Below are 15,404 nucleotides of genomic sequence, written 5' to 3'. Positions count from 1 at the left end.
CGCGTTACGGGGATTGCCGTACCGTCCCGGAAGCGACGTAAGATCGGGCCATGCCCGGACATGACGACCCCTCAGCGCCGAAGCGAAGATCACGCTCCGAGGGTTCGCCTGCCCGCGAATCCGACGACACGCGCACCAGTGCAGCACCCGATGGCGAGTCACGCCCACGACCGTCCCGTCTCGACTGGCCGACGATTCTGCGCAATATCGCCCTCGCCCTGGTGCTGCTGGCCGGAGTGTGGGCGGTCTTCAATGTCCGCCTGCCGTCCATCGACGTGATCCAAGACGATATCGCCGCCGCCGGCTTCTGGGGCTTCGCCGTCTTCATCCTCATCTATCTGGTCGTCGCCGCCACCCCCATCCCGGTGACGATCATGGCTGTGGCCGGCGGCCTGATCTTCGGGTTGCCCTTCGGCACGCTGCTGTCGATGATCGGCGTCGTGGCCGGCTGCTGGGGCGGATACTGGATCGCTCGGGGGCTCGGCCGCGACACCGTGATGCGACTGCTCGGATCACACGCCGAATCGATTGAGTCCCGACTCACCGGCGGAGGCTTCTATGCAGTGTGCGCCCTGCGCCTCATGCCCGGCTTCCCCTACTGGCCGGTGAACTACGGCAGTGGGGCACTGGGCATCGACAACCGCACGTTCCTCATCGCCACCATCGTCTCAGCCCTGCCGGGCCAACTCTCACTCGTGGCCGTCGGAGCATTCATCGGCAACCCGACCGTCCTCAACGGAATCGCCGTCGCCATCTCCTGGGCCCTGGTCATCGTGCTCACGATCTTCACGGTGCGCCGCTGGAAACGCACTCGTGACACCGAGGCCGGTTCCGGGTCCGAAGCCCCAAAGTCTCAGCAGTCCGCTGAAAGTGACTGATGAGCATGGGACAATATCTGTCGTGCCTCCGCGACTTTCTACGTCCCTGCTGACGAAGCCTTCAGCCAGAATTCGAACGCCCCATCGCGTCTGGAAATGGTTGCGTGGCGCTCGCCTCGTAGATCTGCCTATTCGTGCAACCACGTTGGTCATCGGGCTTGCTGGCTTCCTGCCGAGTGCGCACGACTCAGGTGATACGGCCTATGGCGTCTTTATGACGCTTGCCGCTCTGTTCGTCATTCTCTCCCCCTATACACCACGGCTGATCGTCGTTCTCTCGATTGTGCTCGGCTGCACGGTCACGTGGTTCTACCCCGCACTGCCCTCGTCATTCCCCGATGCTGGAATCTTCGCGACCGCGATCCTGGCCAGCCATTTCGCATGGGCAGCCTATGGACTCGGTTGCCTGGGCCTGTTCGCACATCTGGGCATGGCAACGTGGCTTCGCGCATTCGACGGTGGGCTCGACGGTCTGGTCGAGACGACTTTCGGCCTGTTGGTCGCAAGCATCCTCGGGTTGAGCGCAGGCGTCGTCGAACAGCGCATCAGAGCTGAAATCTCACACCGCGTCGCCGTTTCGCGCGAGCACGACAGACGTCTCGCAAAGCTCCGCTTGAAGTTTTCCCTCGACACCCACGACGCCGTCTCCCATAGCCTGTCGACAGAGTCCTCGATCATCAAAATGCTCTCACGCGAACAGACCACCGAGGCAGTGGACCGCAAACTCGCCGAACTGACCTTGGTGAATTCCACGGCACAGAAACGGTTGCGCACGCTGCTCTCCAGTTTGGACGCTGAGAGTCCCGACAAGAAGGATGTCGATTTCGACTCCGAAATCCGCACCCTGGGGTCGGCGATCAGGGCGGCCAGCGCAGCTGGGGGCATGTACCTTTCGGTAACGTCTTGTGATCTTCCCCGCTCGGCGCAGCATGCCTTAATGGACCATGCACGTTCCATCATCATGGAACTCACCACAAACATCATCCGCTACACGACTCTGCCCGATACTCCTGTGATCGCTGTGTCTTTGGTGGGGCGCCAACCGGGTTCAGCTCAACTCTGCTTTGAGTCCTGCAACCGCTCCCAAGTGGCGCTCCCTGCTCCTCCTCGTTCTTTGAGCCGTCGGGCACAGGCTCTCAATGGTGATTGTCAGACCTCTTACAAGGATGACGGCACCCTGCAGATAGTCGTGAAGATTCCGGTCAATCTCACCCATTCGCATGAGAAGACCCAGGTGGCAGAGCATGTTTCATTGAGAGATGAAGAGAATCATCTGCACTGGTCTGAGCATCATGCTCTTAATCACGACGATGCTCACACAGCGGAACCCGGACGAGTCGGGCAGCAGGGCCGGTGAGAACGTTCTGGTTATCAGTACTGAAAGCTTCGCTCCAGCCGCGGCACCGATCAGACGTCTCCAGAATTGCTGGAGATGGAAATTCACAAACATTGCGAAATACCGGAAGCATTGTCGATGACTGCACATGACGACAACGACGCCAGGCCTCGCGTCCTCATCGTCGACGATGACTCGTGGACTGCCCGTGCTATAGCGGCTGCCCTTGAGGATTCAGACGAGTTCCTAGTACTCCCGTACGCGCATTCCGGCGAAGAGGCGATTTCAGCGTACGCTATCCATCATCCCGATATCGTCCTGATGGACGTCAATATGCCTCCGGGGATGAGCGGGGCGGACGCCACCTCGGCGATCATCGAAACAGATCCGGAAGCTGCCGTCATCCTTCTCACTACGGTGTCTCCCGGCCCCGGAATCTCCCGAGCTTTGGAAGCCGGAGCAATGGCCGTAGTGCAGAAGACGGCGGCGGATGACGAACTCGTTGCCGTGGTTCGCGCCGCAACCGCCGGCGAATCGCCCGCGTTGCTGCGGACCTTGGCCGAGGACATCATCATCAGCGGCGATATCCTCCCCGACGCACCCGCTGTCGCACCGAGCCTCACGCCTGCCGAACTGGCTTTGCTGCAACAGCTCTGTCGCGGATTGGATTATGCAGAGATCGCTTCAGAGCAACACGTCTCCATCAACACGTTGAAGACACACGCCCAGAATCTTCGCGCCAAGTTGGATGCGACGAACCTCGCCCAGCTGATCGTCAGAGCCCTCCAATACAAGTTCTTCTCGCCTGAATAGAGTTGCCTGAGCTGCCTACTCGTTTGTTAGATCAACAACACGATTTCATACGTTCAGATGAAGTTCTCTCGAAGTCTCGCTGAGTACGCTGACCACGCCGCGAGCAAAGTGATGCTCCCGGTCGGACAGTAATGCGGGTCTCACGCTGCTCATGTCGGTTCTCGGCATCGTCGTCATCGGCAGGGTGCGTGTCAGCGACTTATTGAAGAAGCGATTCGCCTGAGCCGGGTACGGTCAGGCACGAGCATCACTCGAAGTTCGGCTTCCGCCTCTCTTGGAAAGCCCGGAATCCTTCGGCGTAGTCCGGGGTCTGACGGGCCGATTCCTGCAGGGCCGCCTCCTGGGCGAGCACCTCTGTCAGGTTCGGGCGTTCGTCGGCGAGCTTCTGCACGAAGCCCTTCTCCATTGCGAACGCTTCGGCGGGTCCGGACACGATCTTCTCGAGCTTCGATTCGACGAAATCGGACAGCTCCGCCGCTGGAACCGCACGGGAGACGATCCCGGTGGAGGCCGCCTCGGCGCCGGTCATGAAATCGCCGGTGACGATGAGGTCCATCGTGCGGTGGTAGCCGACCCGATCGAGGAACACGTGGTGGGCGCCGGAATCGAGCATCGCGCCGATCGCGGCGAACGGGGACCCGAACTTCGCATCATCGGCGGCGAAGATGATGTCGGCGGCCGCGGCGATGCCGAAGCCCAGGCCCAGCGCGGCTCCCTGAACCTGCGCGATGACGGGGATCGGCAGTGCACGGATCGCCTGGAAGACGGGGGCGAACATCTCGGCGAGGAAGGCGTGAGCGTCATCGGTCTCGACCTCGACGTTCGCGATATCGCGGCCGGAGCAGAAGACCTTGCCCTCCCCGCGGATGAGGAGCACGCGCACGTTGGGCACCGCCTCGGCGACCTTGGCCACGGCCGCGGCGATGTCGCGGAGGTTGTCCGCGTCGAGGGCGTTGCGGGACTCGGGGCCGTCGAGGATGATCTCGGCGATGGGCCCGCGGTTCTTCAGCTGGATCTCGGTCATGGATGCTCCTTTGCGTGTCCTGTCGGAAGGGTCGGCGCCTCGCGGGGAAGCACCTGGGTGTCACCAAGCTGGCGGTGTCACCAAGTGTAGAAGCCCTGGCCGGACTTCCGCCCGAGTTCGCCGGCTTCGACCTTGTCCTTGAGAATCTGCGGGGGTGCGAACCGCTCACCGACCTCGGCCGCGAGGTGTTCGGCGATGCCCAGGCGCACATCGAGTCCGACGATGTCGGTGGTCTTCAGCGGCCCGGCCGGGTGCCGGTAGCCCAGCGTCATGGCTCGGTCGATGTCCTCGGCACTGGCGACGCCTTCCTCGACCATCCGCATGGCCTCGAGGGCCAGGGCCACACCGAGGCGGGAGGAGGCGAACCCGGGCGAGTCCTTGACCGTGATCGCCGTCTTGCCCAGTCCGGCCACCCATCCCTTGGCGACCTCGACGAGGCGGGGGTCCGTGTGGGTGCCGACGACGACCTCGACCAGTTCGGACACGGGCACCGGGTTGAAGAAGTGCAGACCGATGAGGGCCTGCGGTCGGGGCAGTCCGGCGGCGAGTTCGTCGATGGACAGCGCCGAGGTGTTCGTGCCGATGCTCGCGGCAGGAGCGTGCTTCGCGATCGTGGCGAGGATCTCCTGTTTGAGTTCGATGATCTCGGGCACGGCTTCGACGACGAGGAGCGCCTGGTCGAGCAGGGTCGGGTCACGGTCGACGACGACAGTGCCGGGGACATCGATGCCCTTCGACCGCGATTTCTCGATCGAGGCGTCGATGCGCTCCCGGGCGGCGGCCACGGTGTCCTCGGTGCTCTCGATGACGATGACGCGTGCCCCGGCGGTGGCGAAGGCATGTGCGATGCCTGCACCCATCCGGCCGCCGCCATAGACGCCGACGGTCTCGGGCACGCGCGCGGCGACTGCCGCATCGGCGACGACGGTGCCGGTCACAGGAGTGTCAGTGCCGGTCGCGGGCGTGTCGGTGCTGGTGGTGCCGGCGGTATCCGTGGTGGCGGTGGCGGTCGTGTCGGTGGTCTCGCTCATGCGTTGTCGCCTTCTTCTCGGGTGCGCGGTTCGCGCTGCTGGTCCATCGCTTCGGTGGGCACGGCCTCGGCCTTCGCCCGTTCCTGCGCTTCCTGCGCTTCCTGCGCGGCGGCCTGTTCTGCCGCCTGTTCGGCCGCCTTCTTCGCCTTCTTGGCCTCGCGTTTGGACAGGAACGCATCCATCCGCGCGAACTTCTCTTCGGTTTCGAAGAGCACGGCCTGCGCCACATTATCAATGAGCGGGTGGGCATCACGCGGTGCGTGGAACGCGGACTTGCTCAGCCGCACGGCCAGAGGTGCGAAGCTTGCAATCCGGTCGGCAAGCGCCTGACCGGCGAGTTCGAGGTCCTCGGGATCGACGACGTCGTTGAGCAGGCCGATCGCTTTGGCTTCATCGGCCTGCAGCGTGCGCCCGGCGAGCAGGATCTCCTTGGCCCGGGGTTCGCCGACGAGTTCACGCAGACGCCACGCGGCCCCGGCCGCGGCGAGGATGCCGAGCCCGGTCTCCGGGTTGCCGATCTTCGTCGACGGGGTGCCGATGCGGAAGTCCGCGGCGAAGGCGAGTTCGGCACCGCCGCCGAGGGCGAATCCCTCGACGAGCGCGATGACCGGCATCGGCAGTTCCTGAATGCGGGAGAAGATCTTCGAGTTGATTCCGGCCAGCGCGTCATCACGGCGACGGTTGCGCAGCTGGGCGATATCGGCGCCGGCGGCGAAGACCCCGGAGGTGCCGGTGAGGATCGCGACCTTCGGTTCGGCCTCGAGTTCGGCGCACACCGCGTGCAGCGCCTCAACCATCGTTTGGTCGATGGCGTTGCGCACCTCGGGCCGGTTGAGACGGATGATCGTCCGGTCCGAATGGCGTTCGATGAGCACCGGGGAGCCGCCCGCGCTCATGCGCGCTCCAGCAGCAGCGCCGAACCCTGACCGACACCCACGCACATGGTCGCCAGGCCCTTCTTCGCATCGGCCTGCTCAAGACGGTTGAGCAGGGTCAGGGTGATGCGGGTGCCCGAGCAGCCCAGCGGGTGGCCGAGCGCGATCGCTCCGCCGAAGCCGTTGACGGTGTCCGGGTCGAGTCCGAGGTCGCCCATGCACGCCAGCGACTGGGAGGCGAAGGCCTCATTGAGTTCGACGGCCTCGAGGTCACCGACGTTCCACCCGGTGCGTTCGAGCACCTTCCGGGTCGCGGGCACGGGACCGATGCCCATGATCTCCGGGGAGACTCCGGCATTGGCGCCGGCGACGACGCGAGCTCGTGGGTTCAGTCCGTGTCTGTTCGCATAGTCTTCGGACACGAGCACGACGACGGCGGCGCCGTCGTTGAGCGAGGACGAGTTGCCGGCGGTGATGAGTCCGCCGGGTCCGTGGATGGGCCGCAGTTTCCCGAGCTTCTCCAGGGTCGAATCCGCCCGTGGTCCCTCATCGGCGGTGACGTCGCCGATAGGCAGGATCTCCGGATCGAAGCTGCCGTCGGCGGCAGCGGCCAGAGCCTTCTGATGCGATTGATAGGCGAATTCGTCGAGGGCCTCACGGGTGAGCTTCCACTTCTCGGCGACACGCTCAGCCGTCTGCGGCATCGACAGGGTCGTGTCCTCACCGAAGGCGGGGTTCGTGAACCGCCACCCGATCGAGGTGTCCCAGCTGCGGCCGGGCTTCGCCCACGCCCGCTGCGGCTTCTCGGTCACCCAGGGGGCACGCGTCATCGATTCGACTCCCCCGGCCACGACCACCTCGGCGTCACCGGCGACGATCATCGCCCGCGCCGTGGTGATCGCGGTCATCCCGGAGGCGCACAGGCGGTTGACGGTGAATCCGGGTACGGATTCGGGCAGACCGGCGAGGAGCACGGCCATGCGTGCGATGTTCCGGTTGTCCTCACCGGCCTGGTTCGCCGAGCCGAGGATGACCTCGTCGATGTCGGCCGGGTCGATTCCCGCCCGATCGATGACGGTCTTCATCGTGGTCGCCACGAGGTCGTCGGGCCGCTGATCGGCCAGTGCGCCTCCGTAGCGTCCGATGGGGGTGCGCAGTCCGTCCAGAATGAATGCCTCGGGCATGGGTCTCCTCGCTCAGGGGTGACGATCAGTTGTGGTGCGGGTTAGGAGTCGTAGTCGACGATGACTTCGTCGCTGACGGGGAACGTCTGGCAGGTGAGGACGAAGTTCGCCTCGACCTCGGCGTCCTCGAGGGCGTAGTTGCGGACCATGTTGACCTCGCCGCCGCAGATCTTCGCGCGGCAGGTTCCGCACACTCCGCCCTTGCAGGCGAAGGGCAGATCCGACCGCGATTCCTGAGCGGAATCGAGGATGGTCTTGCCCTGCGACATCGCCGAGGTGGTTCTGCGTCCGTCGAGCACGACCGTGACGTCGCTGGTGGCGCCTTCGACGACCTTGTCCGCGTGGACGACTTCCGGTGGCGGTTCGTCGACGTAGAAGAGTTCGAAGTGGATGCGGTCCTTGGGCACGTCGAATTCGGCGAGGACCTTCCGTGCATCGTTGAGCATCCCGAAAGGTCCGCACAGCCACACATGGTCCATGTCCCCGATCGGAACGATGGCGGTGAGCAGCTCTCGCAGCTTCTCCTCATCGAGGCGGCCCGAGAAGAGGTCGACCTCGCGGGGTTCGCGGGAGAGGACGTGGACGAGGTCGAGCTGCTGGTTCCGGGCGTCCTTGAGGTCGGCGAGCTCCTCGGCGAACATCACTGTGTTCGTCTTCCGGTTGCCGTAGAGCAGGGTCACCGAGGCGTCCGGGTTGGACAGCACTGTCGCGGCGATCGAGAGCATCGGGGTGATGCCGGAACCGGCGGCGATGCACAGGTGCTTTCCGCCGACTGAGGCATCGGCGCGGAAGCTGCCCGAAGGCGGCTGGACGTCGATGACGTCTCCGGGACGAACCTCGTTGACCAGCCACAGGGAGAACAGTCCTTCGGGCACCTCGCGCACCCCGATACGGGGATCGGCCCCGGCCGGGGCGCAGATCGAATAGGTGCGACGGTGCTCGGCCCCGTCGATCGTGCGCCGCAGCGTCAGCGACTGACCGGCGGCGAAGTCGAAGAGTTCGGCGTATTCGCTCGGCACGTCGAAGGTCACGGCCGCGGAGTCCTCGGTGAGGTGGTCGACGGACTTCACGGTCAGGGGATAGAAACTCGACCGGGAGGAGCCCGCGGCGGATCGGTTGGCGGGAGCCGCCTCGGCGGTCTGATCGATCGTCTGTGTCATCAGATCTCCTTCACATGGTCGAACGGTTCGAGGCAGTCGAGGCACTGGTACATGGCCTTGCATGCGGTCGGGCCGAATTCGGAGGACAGGCGCACATTGTCCGATCCGCACAGCACGCAGGTGACGGCGCGGCGGGTGGGCATGAGCGTCAGCGCCACCGGGCCGTCGCGGCGGGGCGCGGTTCCGGGTGGGGAGATGCCGGCGTCCTTGAGGGCCTGCTTGCCGCGCTCAGTGATCCAGTCGCTCGTCCAGGCCGGGGACAGGGAGACGCGAACCTCGGCGTCGGGGAATCCGGCGTCGAGGAGCTCGCGCTGCAGGTCATCGCGCATCGTCGCCATCGCCGGGCAGCCCGAATAGGTGGGGGTGATGGTGGTGACGACGCGGCCGTCCTCGATGGAGACGTCGCGGAGCACCCCGAGGTCGAGCAAGGTGAGCATCGGCATCTCCGGGTCCGTGACGCGTTCGGCGGCGGCACGGGCACGAACGATCGCCTCGGCGGGGTTCTCGATCGCGGTCGTGTGAGCCGTAGCAGCGTCGCTCGGCGAATGAGCCGCAGCGGCATCGCTCGCGTGGGTCTGCAGCATGGCGGTCACCACTGTCCCTCCGGATGTTCGCGGGCGACGACCTGCATATCGGCGAGCAGCTTCGACAGGGCTTCGGTGTGCAGTCCGTCGCGGCCTTTGTTCCCGTGGACGCCGACTCCGGCGAGGGATCCGCGTTCGGGACGGTCGATGCCGGCGGCGGCGAACACCTGGTCGAGGATGACACCGGCCTCATCGGCCACCTCGGCGGGGTCGACGCCGATTCCGGCTTCGTCAACATTGGCTTCGACCGGGTGGGTTTCGAAGAGCTCGGTCCACAGCGGCCACAGGCCGTCAAGCGCCTTCACCAGGCGAGACTTCGATTCCTCGGTGCCGCGGGCCAGAGTCACGACCCAGCGTCCGGCGAAGTCGCGGTGGTAGGACATCTCCTTGACGCCCTTCTCAGCGATCGCGGCGAGCACGGTGTCGCGGCTGGTGGTGAGGCGTTCGAAGATCGACAGGCGCCAGGTGGAGTAGATGAGGATCTTCGCAACCGCCTCGGCGAAGTCGCCGTTGGGCACCTCGGCCAGACGCACATTGCGGAAGGCGAGGTCGTTGCGGAAGAACGCCAGTCGGTCCTCATCGGGCACGGGCGAGCCGGCGGGCAGCTCGGGCACGAGCTCCGGATCGGCGGCTGCAGCGCGGGCGAGCAGGAGTCGCGACTGGCCGAGGAGGTCGAGGGCGATGTTCGCCAGCGCGATGTCCTCTTCGAGGTCTGGGGCGTTCGAGCACCATTCGGAGATGCGCTGGGAGAAGACGAGCGCGTCATCGCCGAGCATGAGGCAGTACGCTCCGAGGTCCTTCGCGTCGACGCCTGCGGGCACGGTTGTGTCGACGCCGGCCAGGGGGTCTTCGAAGTCGGTGCCGAAGGCCCAGTTCGCGTCGTTGACGAGCAGCCCTGAGTACGCGTTGTCGTGCGTGTCGTGTTCGACGTTGGTGCCCGCCTCGTCGTGTTCGACGTTGATGGTGGGTTCGTTGTTCGCAGTCATTCGTCTCCCCTTCTCACATGTGGGGGACATCGTCGGGGATGTCGTAGAAGGTCGGGTGGCGGTAGACCTTGTCGCCGCTGGGGGCGAACATCGGGTCCTTCTCGTCCGGGCTCGAGGCTGTGATGTCGGCGGCGCGGACGACCCAGATGCTCACGCCTTCGTTGCGTCGGGTGTAGACGTCGCGGGCGTGGTGGATGGCCATCTGGTCATCGGCGGCGTGCAGGGAGCCGACATGGACATGGTTGAGTCCGCGCTTGCCGCGCACGAAGACCTCGTAGAGTGGCCATTCGCCGCGGGTCGAACTCGCGCTGCCGCTCGCCGAAGCGGTGTTGTCCTTCGCCGAGGTGGCGCCGGGGTTGGTCTCGGTCATTTCGCACTCTCCTCGGGTGTGGTGGTCTCGACTCCGGCGGCGGGAGTCTCGTCGGCCGCTGCCTCGGCGGCTTGGTTCTCTGCGAAGGCGAGCGCGGCTTCGCGCACCCACGCCCCGTCATCCCATGCGCGCTTGCGATGGGCCAGGCGCTGTTCGTTGCAGGGTCCGTCACCCTTGACGACAGCCCAGAACTCGTCCCAGTTCGGGGTCGAGAAGTCGTAGTGTCCGCGTTCTTCGTTCCACTTCAGACCCTCGTCGGGGAAGGTCACGCCGAGGGCCTCGGCCTGCGGGACGGACATGTCGACGAACTTCTGGCGCAGCTCGTCGTTGGTGTGGGTCTTGATGCCCCAGGCCATCGACTGCTCGGTGTTCGGGGAGTTGTCGTCGGGGGGTCCGAACATCATCAGCGCCGGCCACCAGAAGCGGTTGACCGATTCCTGGACCATCTCGCGCTGAGCCTCTGTGCCGCGCATCATCGTCATGAGCAGCTCATAGCCCTGGCGCTGGTGGAAGGACTCTTCCTTGCAGATGCGGATCATCGCGCGACCGTAGGGGCCGAAGGACGTCCGGCACAGCGGCACCTGGTTGCAGATGGCCGCGCCGTCGACGAGCCAGCCGATCGTGCCGACGTCCGTGTAGGACAGGGTCGGGTAGTTGAAGATCGAGGAGTACTTCTGGCGACCGGCGATGAGCTTCTCGGTGAGCTCGTTGCGGGTGGCGCCCAGGGTCTCGGCGGCCGAATAGAGGTAGAGTCCGTGCCCGGCCTCGTCCTGGACCTTGGCCAGCAGGATCGCCTTGCGGCGCAGCGAGGGGGCGCGGGAGATCCAGTTGCCTTCAGGCTGCATGCCGATGATCTCCGAGTGCGCGTGCTGCGCAACCTGACGGATGAGCGTCTTGCGGTACGCCTCGGGCATCCAGTCGCGCGGTTCGATCCGATCCTTGGCCTCGATCGTCTGGTCGAACTGCGCCTGCAGCTGCGACTCGTCGTAGCGGTTGTCGTTCACTTGAGTTGTCATGACCACTCCACCCTTGGATGTGCCCTTGTCAGGACCTGCCTCGGTCAGCAGCCGCCGACCTCGCTATCGGTCCGACCATCGTAGAACCTTCGGACTGCGACATCCATTTACTGACCATTTGTTCTGTATTGTTGATAATAGTGTCGCATACCCCGCGCCGGGGTGCAATGCCGAGCGTGGAGCCGGGCCAGCGCATTCTCCGGTCACTCCAAGGCGGTTTCATTGCTCAGAACGACGCGGATCGACCGGAGAATCTCGATCCGGTGCCCGCAGCGGTCGCACTCCACCACCGCACCACCCGAATGTAGGTCGCTATCGGATACTTTCAGCGCCGAAAAGTATCCGATAGCGACCCGCTTTTGCCCGGCGGCTATCCGATTGCGACCATTTCTCGCCTGCAGGAGCCGTTTGCCGACACCCACAGACGCTGCCTGCCCACACCCGCGAGAGTTGCCTGCCGATGCGTGCGCGATTCGACTGACGCGCCAAGCCAGGACTTGACAGCGACGACGATCGGAACGATATTTATTGACCAGATGGTCGTTAATTCTCCGGCGGGCTGCCTGTCCGGGAACATGGGGGATCTTTCACCGTCGTCCAAGCGCAGCGACGTCTGCACCCTGCCAGCGCAGGATGAACACAGGCGCCCCACACCGCGACTCGAGGAGGAGCCGACTATGGGACAACCCGCCCACGACACGACGACCGCGGAGTCGGAGACGCCAAACGAACCTTCCCCCACCGAGGCGGTCTCCCCCACCAACCAGTCCACCGAGGCGGCTCCCGCCGAGCAGCTCACCGGCGCCGCCGCGATGTTCGCCAATGACCGCGCCTCCCAGCACTTGGGCATCACGGTCGATGATCACGGACCCGGCTGGGCGCAGTGCTCGATGACGATCACCGAGATCATGACCAACGGCCACGACATCACCCACGGTGGATACATCTTCCTCTTCGCCGACACGACCTTCGCCATGGCCTGCAACTATCCCGGATCCATCACGGTCGCCTCGGGCGGAGACATCGACTTCCTCAAGCCGACCCATATCGGCGATGAACTCATCGCGCGCGGCCACGAGGTCGTCAAGCAGGGCCGCTCTGGCATCTACGACATCACCGTCACCCGAGGCGACGAGATCATCGCGACCTACCGCGGCCGCTCCCGCACCCTCCCTCCCCGCAAGCAGTAGACCCCACAGTCAGCAGACCCCGCAGGAACAACAACACCCCACCCAACCACCCGCTGACGACACGGCACCAGCACCCGGAGCCCCGCCTCGGCGGTCTTCGGATCCGACGCACCGGCCGGATCCGACACGAAGAAGAATTGCGCAAGGAGACAAAGATGACTGACACCGACCTCGACGCCGGCGAACGGATGAGCCTGGACGAGCTGCGCGCCGATCAGCTGCGGAATCTCAAGACCACGGTGACTTCCGTGTACGAGAACGTGCCGTTCTACCGGAAGGCCTTCGACGATCTGGACGTGACTCCGGACGACATCACGAGTCTCGACGACATCGCGAAGCTGCCGTTCACGAACAAGCAGGACCTGCGTGACAACTATCCGTTCGGGCTCTTCGCGGTCCCGCGTGAGCAGGTCGCACGCATCCATGCCTCCTCGGGCACGACGGGCCTGCCGACGGTCGTCGGGTACACGACGGGCGATCTTGATCGGTGGGGCAGCCTCATCGCTCGGTCGATCATCGCCGCCGGCGGCAAGCGCGGGCAGATGATGCACAACGCCTACGGGTACGGGCTGTTCACCGGCGGCCTCGGCGTCCACGGCGCCGAACGGCACGGCTTCACCGTCGTCCCGATCTCCGGCGGTCAGACCCCGCGGCAGGTGCAGCTCATCCAGGACTTCAAACCCGATCTCATCACCGCCACTCCGACGTACCTGCTCACGATCCTCGACGAGTTCCACAAGCAGGGCATCGACCCGACGACCACGAGCCTGAAGACCGCGATCTGCGGTGCCGAGCCGTGGACGGACGAGATGCGCAAGGAGATCGAGCAGTCCTTCAACATCAACGCCGTCGACATCTACGGCCTCTCCGAGGTCATGGGCCCGGGCGTGGCCTGCGAAGCCGCGGAGACGAAGGACGGGCCGACGATCTGGGAGGACCACTTCTACCCGGAGATCGTCGACCCCTTCACCGGTGAGGTGCTGCCCGACGGCCAGGAGGGCGAACTCGTCTTCACCTCGCTGACGAAGGAGGCGCTGCCGATCATCCGCTACCGCACGCACGATCTGGCGACCCTGTTGCCGGGAACCGCGCGCCCGAACTTCCGCCGCATCTCGCGCATCACCGGCCGCTCCGATGACCTCATGATCATCCGCGGCGTCAACGTCTACCCCGCGAACGTCGAGTCCGTGCTCTTCGAATTCACCCCGCTGAGCCCGCACTTCCAGCTCGTGCTCACCCGTCCTGGCCGGATGGACGAGATGACCGTCGAGGTAGAGGCCCGCGAAGGCGTCGGCGCCGTCGAACTCGACGGCCTCGACAAGCTCGTGGCCGCGCGCGTCAAGGAGCGCCTCGGCGTCTCCTGCGGCGTCGACATCAAGATGCCCGGCGACCTGCCGCGCTCGGTCGGCAAGCTCAAGCGCATCATCGACCGCCGCGAAGGCGTGCGCTGAGATGAGGTGCGGGGCATGTGCTGAAGCGAGGTCATCGACCCGTGCTGAGGTGAGTGCTGTGACCTGCGTCGCGGCACGCACCGAGGTGGCCGATTAGACTGATGCGCATGCCCGAATCGCCCTCCCCCTCGTCGACCCCACCGGCGGCGACGTCTGCGGCCGCCGAGGATTCGCCGATCCCCGCCGCGGATTCGCCGACCACCCCCGCCGAGGCGACCGCCCCCAAGCGCTCGCGTCGCGGCCGTCCCGGATACGACCGGGAGACACTCATCAACAAGGCCACCGAAGTCTTCGTCTCCCGCGGCTACGACGGCACGTCCATGGACACGGTTGCCCGTGAGCTCGGCATCACGAAGTCCGCGATATACCACCATGTGAAGTCGAAGGAAGAGCTGCTGCATTTGGCGATCAGCCGGGGGGTCCGGGCGCTCGACTCCGCAGTGGAGACCGAGAGTCTGCGTGCCGACGTCACCGCGCTCGAACGCCTGCGCCTCGCCGTGCGCGCCAGCGTGGTCATCCTCATCGAGTACCACCATTCGGTGACCCTGCTGCTGCGGGTGCGCGGCAACTCACCGCTGGAGCGCGACGCCCTCGAGGCCCGCCGCGCCATCGATGCGAAAGTCCGCGCGCTCGTCGAGGCCGCCATCGCCGAGGGCGGTCTGCGCTCGGATTTCACCCCCGGCCTCGTCACGCGTCTGCTCTTCGGCATGGTCAACTCGATCACCGAGTGGTACCGGCCCAGCTATCCCGTCGACCCCGACACCATCGCCGAGGCGGTCACGACGATGGCCTTCCAAGGCCTGGAAGCTTAAGCCAGAGTCCTGTCCCGGCTCAGTCTTCCCCGCCCATTCCGGCGGTGAGCACCCAGTCGAGCGTCGACTCGACCTCGGTGAGCAGCTCTTGCTTCGGCGGTTGATAGTCGCCGATGACCCAGTCGACGACGATCTGGATGCCGGCGCCGACGAGCAGATCACCGAGCACGCGCCGACGCGTATCGCTGAGCCCGCTGTTCGAGATCGCCGCCGCGAGCGAATCGGCGAGCTCGCCGCCGATCACCCGGCCATGCCGACGATAGAGTTCGTCGATGCGCGCACTGACGCCGAGGACTTCGAAGAGGTGGACCCGCGCGAAGATCGGATTGTCCTGCGCCCACCCGAGGAAGCCGCCCATGAAGCCGCGCAGCACCGCCATGGCCTCACCGCCGGGCGCAACTGTGGCGCCATCCGACCCGCCTGAATCAGCCCCACCGCCGGCGAGCACCGCGGCCCGCAGATCGGCGACGACGCGTTCGTAGACCTCGACCAGCAGGTCTTCGAGGGCAGCGAAGGATTCGTAGAAGTAGCGCTTATTCAGCCCCGCTCTCTCGCAGACCGCTCCGACGGTGGCCGCCCGGTATCCCTGAGTTCCGAACAGCTCGATTCCGGCAGCGATGATCTGCTCCCGCCGGGCGCTTTCACGCGCTTCACGGCTGGCGCCGGCGTACGGGCGTCCTCTGGTAGTCACAGT

At 65.4% G+C, this 15,404-nt stretch carries 16 protein-coding genes; 6 read left to right on the top strand and 10 right to left on the bottom strand.

Annotated elements, in window-relative coordinates; all coding sequences use genetic code 11:
• Positions 1 to 50 precede the first annotated feature (50 nt).
• The 3 genes from L1F31_RS00905 (at position 51) to L1F31_RS00895 (ending at position 3,027) form a co-directional block, all read left to right on the top strand.
• Positions 51 to 878 carry a TVP38/TMEM64 family protein gene (locus L1F31_RS00905; RefSeq protein ID WP_265418856.1) on the top strand — a complete coding sequence of 276 codons (828 nt, stop codon included), beginning with the start codon at positions 51 to 53 and terminating at the stop codon, positions 876 to 878.
• Between the two features lie 214 nt (positions 879 to 1,092).
• Positions 1,093 to 2,235 (top strand): sensor histidine kinase, encoded by a 1,143-nt coding sequence (locus L1F31_RS00900; RefSeq protein ID WP_265418855.1) that lies wholly within the window; start codon positions 1,093 to 1,095, stop codon positions 2,233 to 2,235.
• Positions 2,236 to 2,310: 75 nt separating this feature from the next.
• The gene (locus tag L1F31_RS00895; protein ID WP_265418854.1) at positions 2,311 to 3,027 is read left to right on the top strand and encodes a response regulator transcription factor; all 717 of its coding nucleotides are present in this window, start codon (positions 2,311 to 2,313) and stop codon (positions 3,025 to 3,027) included.
• Between the two features lie 247 nt (positions 3,028 to 3,274).
• On the opposite strand, the gene L1F31_RS00890 is transcribed toward L1F31_RS00895, so the two are convergent.
• From L1F31_RS00890 to paaA, 9 genes are all read right to left on the bottom strand, one after another.
• A complete protein-coding gene (locus L1F31_RS00890) occupies positions 3,275 to 4,051 on the bottom strand; it encodes an enoyl-CoA hydratase/isomerase family protein (RefSeq protein ID WP_265418853.1) in 777 nt (258 codons plus the stop codon).
• A gap of 77 nt (positions 4,052 to 4,128) precedes the next feature.
• Entirely contained in the window at positions 4,129 to 5,082 is a 954-nt protein-coding gene (locus tag L1F31_RS00885) for a 3-hydroxyacyl-CoA dehydrogenase family protein (RefSeq protein ID WP_265418852.1), read from the bottom strand.
• Positions 5,079 to 5,978, bottom strand: a complete 900-nt coding sequence (locus tag L1F31_RS00880; RefSeq protein ID WP_265418851.1) for an enoyl-CoA hydratase/isomerase family protein — start codon at positions 5,976 to 5,978, stop codon at positions 5,079 to 5,081. Before L1F31_RS00880 ends, L1F31_RS00885 begins: the two co-directional genes overlap by 4 nt.
• Positions 5,975 to 7,141, bottom strand: a complete 1,167-nt coding sequence (locus tag L1F31_RS00875; protein WP_265418850.1) for a thiolase family protein — start codon at positions 7,139 to 7,141, stop codon at positions 5,975 to 5,977. Before L1F31_RS00875 ends, L1F31_RS00880 begins: the two co-directional genes overlap by 4 nt.
• 41 nt (positions 7,142 to 7,182) lie before the next feature.
• Positions 7,183 to 8,301, bottom strand: coding sequence for a 1,2-phenylacetyl-CoA epoxidase subunit PaaE (gene paaE, locus L1F31_RS00870; RefSeq protein WP_265418849.1), 1,119 nt, complete (start codon positions 8,299 to 8,301; stop codon positions 7,183 to 7,185).
• Complete coding sequence (paaD, locus tag L1F31_RS00865) at positions 8,301 to 8,885, bottom strand: 1,2-phenylacetyl-CoA epoxidase subunit PaaD (RefSeq protein ID WP_265418848.1); 585 nt, start codon at positions 8,883 to 8,885, stop codon at positions 8,301 to 8,303. Before paaD ends, paaE begins: the two co-directional genes overlap by 1 nt.
• A gap of 5 nt (positions 8,886 to 8,890) precedes the next feature.
• Complete coding sequence (gene paaC / locus L1F31_RS00860; RefSeq protein WP_265418847.1) at positions 8,891 to 9,871, bottom strand: 1,2-phenylacetyl-CoA epoxidase subunit PaaC; 981 nt, start codon at positions 9,869 to 9,871, stop codon at positions 8,891 to 8,893.
• 13 nt (positions 9,872 to 9,884) lie between these two features.
• Complete coding sequence (gene paaB / locus L1F31_RS00855; RefSeq protein ID WP_265418846.1) at positions 9,885 to 10,241, bottom strand: 1,2-phenylacetyl-CoA epoxidase subunit PaaB; 357 nt, start codon at positions 10,239 to 10,241, stop codon at positions 9,885 to 9,887.
• Positions 10,238 to 11,257, bottom strand: a complete 1,020-nt coding sequence (gene paaA / locus L1F31_RS00850) for a 1,2-phenylacetyl-CoA epoxidase subunit PaaA (RefSeq protein ID WP_265418845.1) — start codon at positions 11,255 to 11,257, stop codon at positions 10,238 to 10,240. The genes paaB and paaA overlap by 4 nt, the downstream gene beginning before the upstream one ends.
• Before the next feature lie 677 nt (positions 11,258 to 11,934).
• Here paaA and paaI point away from each other — a divergent pair.
• From paaI to L1F31_RS00835, 3 genes are all read left to right on the top strand, one after another.
• On the top strand, positions 11,935 to 12,447 hold the full coding sequence (paaI, locus tag L1F31_RS00845) for a hydroxyphenylacetyl-CoA thioesterase PaaI (RefSeq protein WP_265418844.1): 513 nt from the start codon (positions 11,935 to 11,937) through the stop codon (positions 12,445 to 12,447).
• Positions 12,448 to 12,602: 155 nt separating this feature from the next.
• Positions 12,603 to 13,898, top strand: a complete 1,296-nt coding sequence (gene paaK, locus L1F31_RS00840; protein ID WP_265418843.1) for a phenylacetate--CoA ligase PaaK — start codon at positions 12,603 to 12,605, stop codon at positions 13,896 to 13,898.
• A 107-nt stretch (positions 13,899 to 14,005) separates the two neighbouring features.
• Positions 14,006 to 14,710: a TetR/AcrR family transcriptional regulator gene (locus L1F31_RS00835; RefSeq protein WP_265418842.1), complete on the top strand. Its 705-nt coding sequence runs from the start codon at positions 14,006 to 14,008 to the stop codon at positions 14,708 to 14,710.
• A 19-nt stretch (positions 14,711 to 14,729) separates the two neighbouring features.
• On the opposite strand, the gene L1F31_RS00830 is transcribed toward L1F31_RS00835, so the two are convergent.
• Positions 14,730 to 15,401 (bottom strand): TetR/AcrR family transcriptional regulator, encoded by a 672-nt coding sequence (locus L1F31_RS00830; RefSeq protein WP_265418841.1) that lies wholly within the window; start codon positions 15,399 to 15,401, stop codon positions 14,730 to 14,732.
• Positions 15,402 to 15,404: the final 3 nt, after the last annotated feature.

This window comes from Brevibacterium spongiae, from assembly GCF_026168515.1.
Lineage (GTDB): Bacteria > Actinomycetota > Actinomycetes > Actinomycetales > Brevibacteriaceae > Brevibacterium > Brevibacterium spongiae.
This window is presented reverse-complemented; position numbering and strand designations above follow the sequence as displayed.

What these genes read in the sequence shown, in the direction of transcription:
- L1F31_RS00905 (WP_265418856.1), top strand. Translation starts at nt 51, where the DNA reads ATGCCCGGACATGACGACCCCTCAGCGCCGAAGCGAAGATCACGCTCC.
- L1F31_RS00900 (WP_265418855.1), top strand. Translation starts at nt 1,093, where the DNA reads ATGACGCTTGCCGCTCTGTTCGTCATTCTCTCCCCCTATACACCACGG.
- L1F31_RS00895 (WP_265418854.1), top strand. Translation starts at nt 2,311, where the DNA reads ATGGAAATTCACAAACATTGCGAAATACCGGAAGCATTGTCGATGACT.
- L1F31_RS00890 (WP_265418853.1), bottom strand. Translation starts at nt 4,051, where the DNA reads ATGACCGAGATCCAGCTGAAGAACCGCGGGCCCATCGCCGAGATCATC.
- L1F31_RS00885 (WP_265418852.1), bottom strand. Translation starts at nt 5,082, where the DNA reads ATGAGCGAGACCACCGACACGACCGCCACCGCCACCACGGATACCGCC.
- L1F31_RS00880 (WP_265418851.1), bottom strand. Translation starts at nt 5,978, where the DNA reads ATGAGCGCGGGCGGCTCCCCGGTGCTCATCGAACGCCATTCGGACCGG.
- L1F31_RS00875 (WP_265418850.1), bottom strand. Translation starts at nt 7,141, where the DNA reads ATGCCCGAGGCATTCATTCTGGACGGACTGCGCACCCCCATCGGACGC.
- paaE (WP_265418849.1), bottom strand. Translation starts at nt 8,301, where the DNA reads ATGACACAGACGATCGATCAGACCGCCGAGGCGGCTCCCGCCAACCGA.
- paaD (WP_265418848.1), bottom strand. Translation starts at nt 8,885, where the DNA reads ATGCTGCAGACCCACGCGAGCGATGCCGCTGCGGCTCATTCGCCGAGC.
- paaC (WP_265418847.1), bottom strand. Translation starts at nt 9,871, where the DNA reads ATGACTGCGAACAACGAACCCACCATCAACGTCGAACACGACGAGGCG.
- paaB (WP_265418846.1), bottom strand. Translation starts at nt 10,241, where the DNA reads ATGACCGAGACCAACCCCGGCGCCACCTCGGCGAAGGACAACACCGCT.
- paaA (WP_265418845.1), bottom strand. Translation starts at nt 11,257, where the DNA reads ATGACAACTCAAGTGAACGACAACCGCTACGACGAGTCGCAGCTGCAG.
- paaI (WP_265418844.1), top strand. Translation starts at nt 11,935, where the DNA reads ATGGGACAACCCGCCCACGACACGACGACCGCGGAGTCGGAGACGCCA.
- paaK (WP_265418843.1), top strand. Translation starts at nt 12,603, where the DNA reads ATGACTGACACCGACCTCGACGCCGGCGAACGGATGAGCCTGGACGAG.
- L1F31_RS00835 (WP_265418842.1), top strand. Translation starts at nt 14,006, where the DNA reads ATGCCCGAATCGCCCTCCCCCTCGTCGACCCCACCGGCGGCGACGTCT.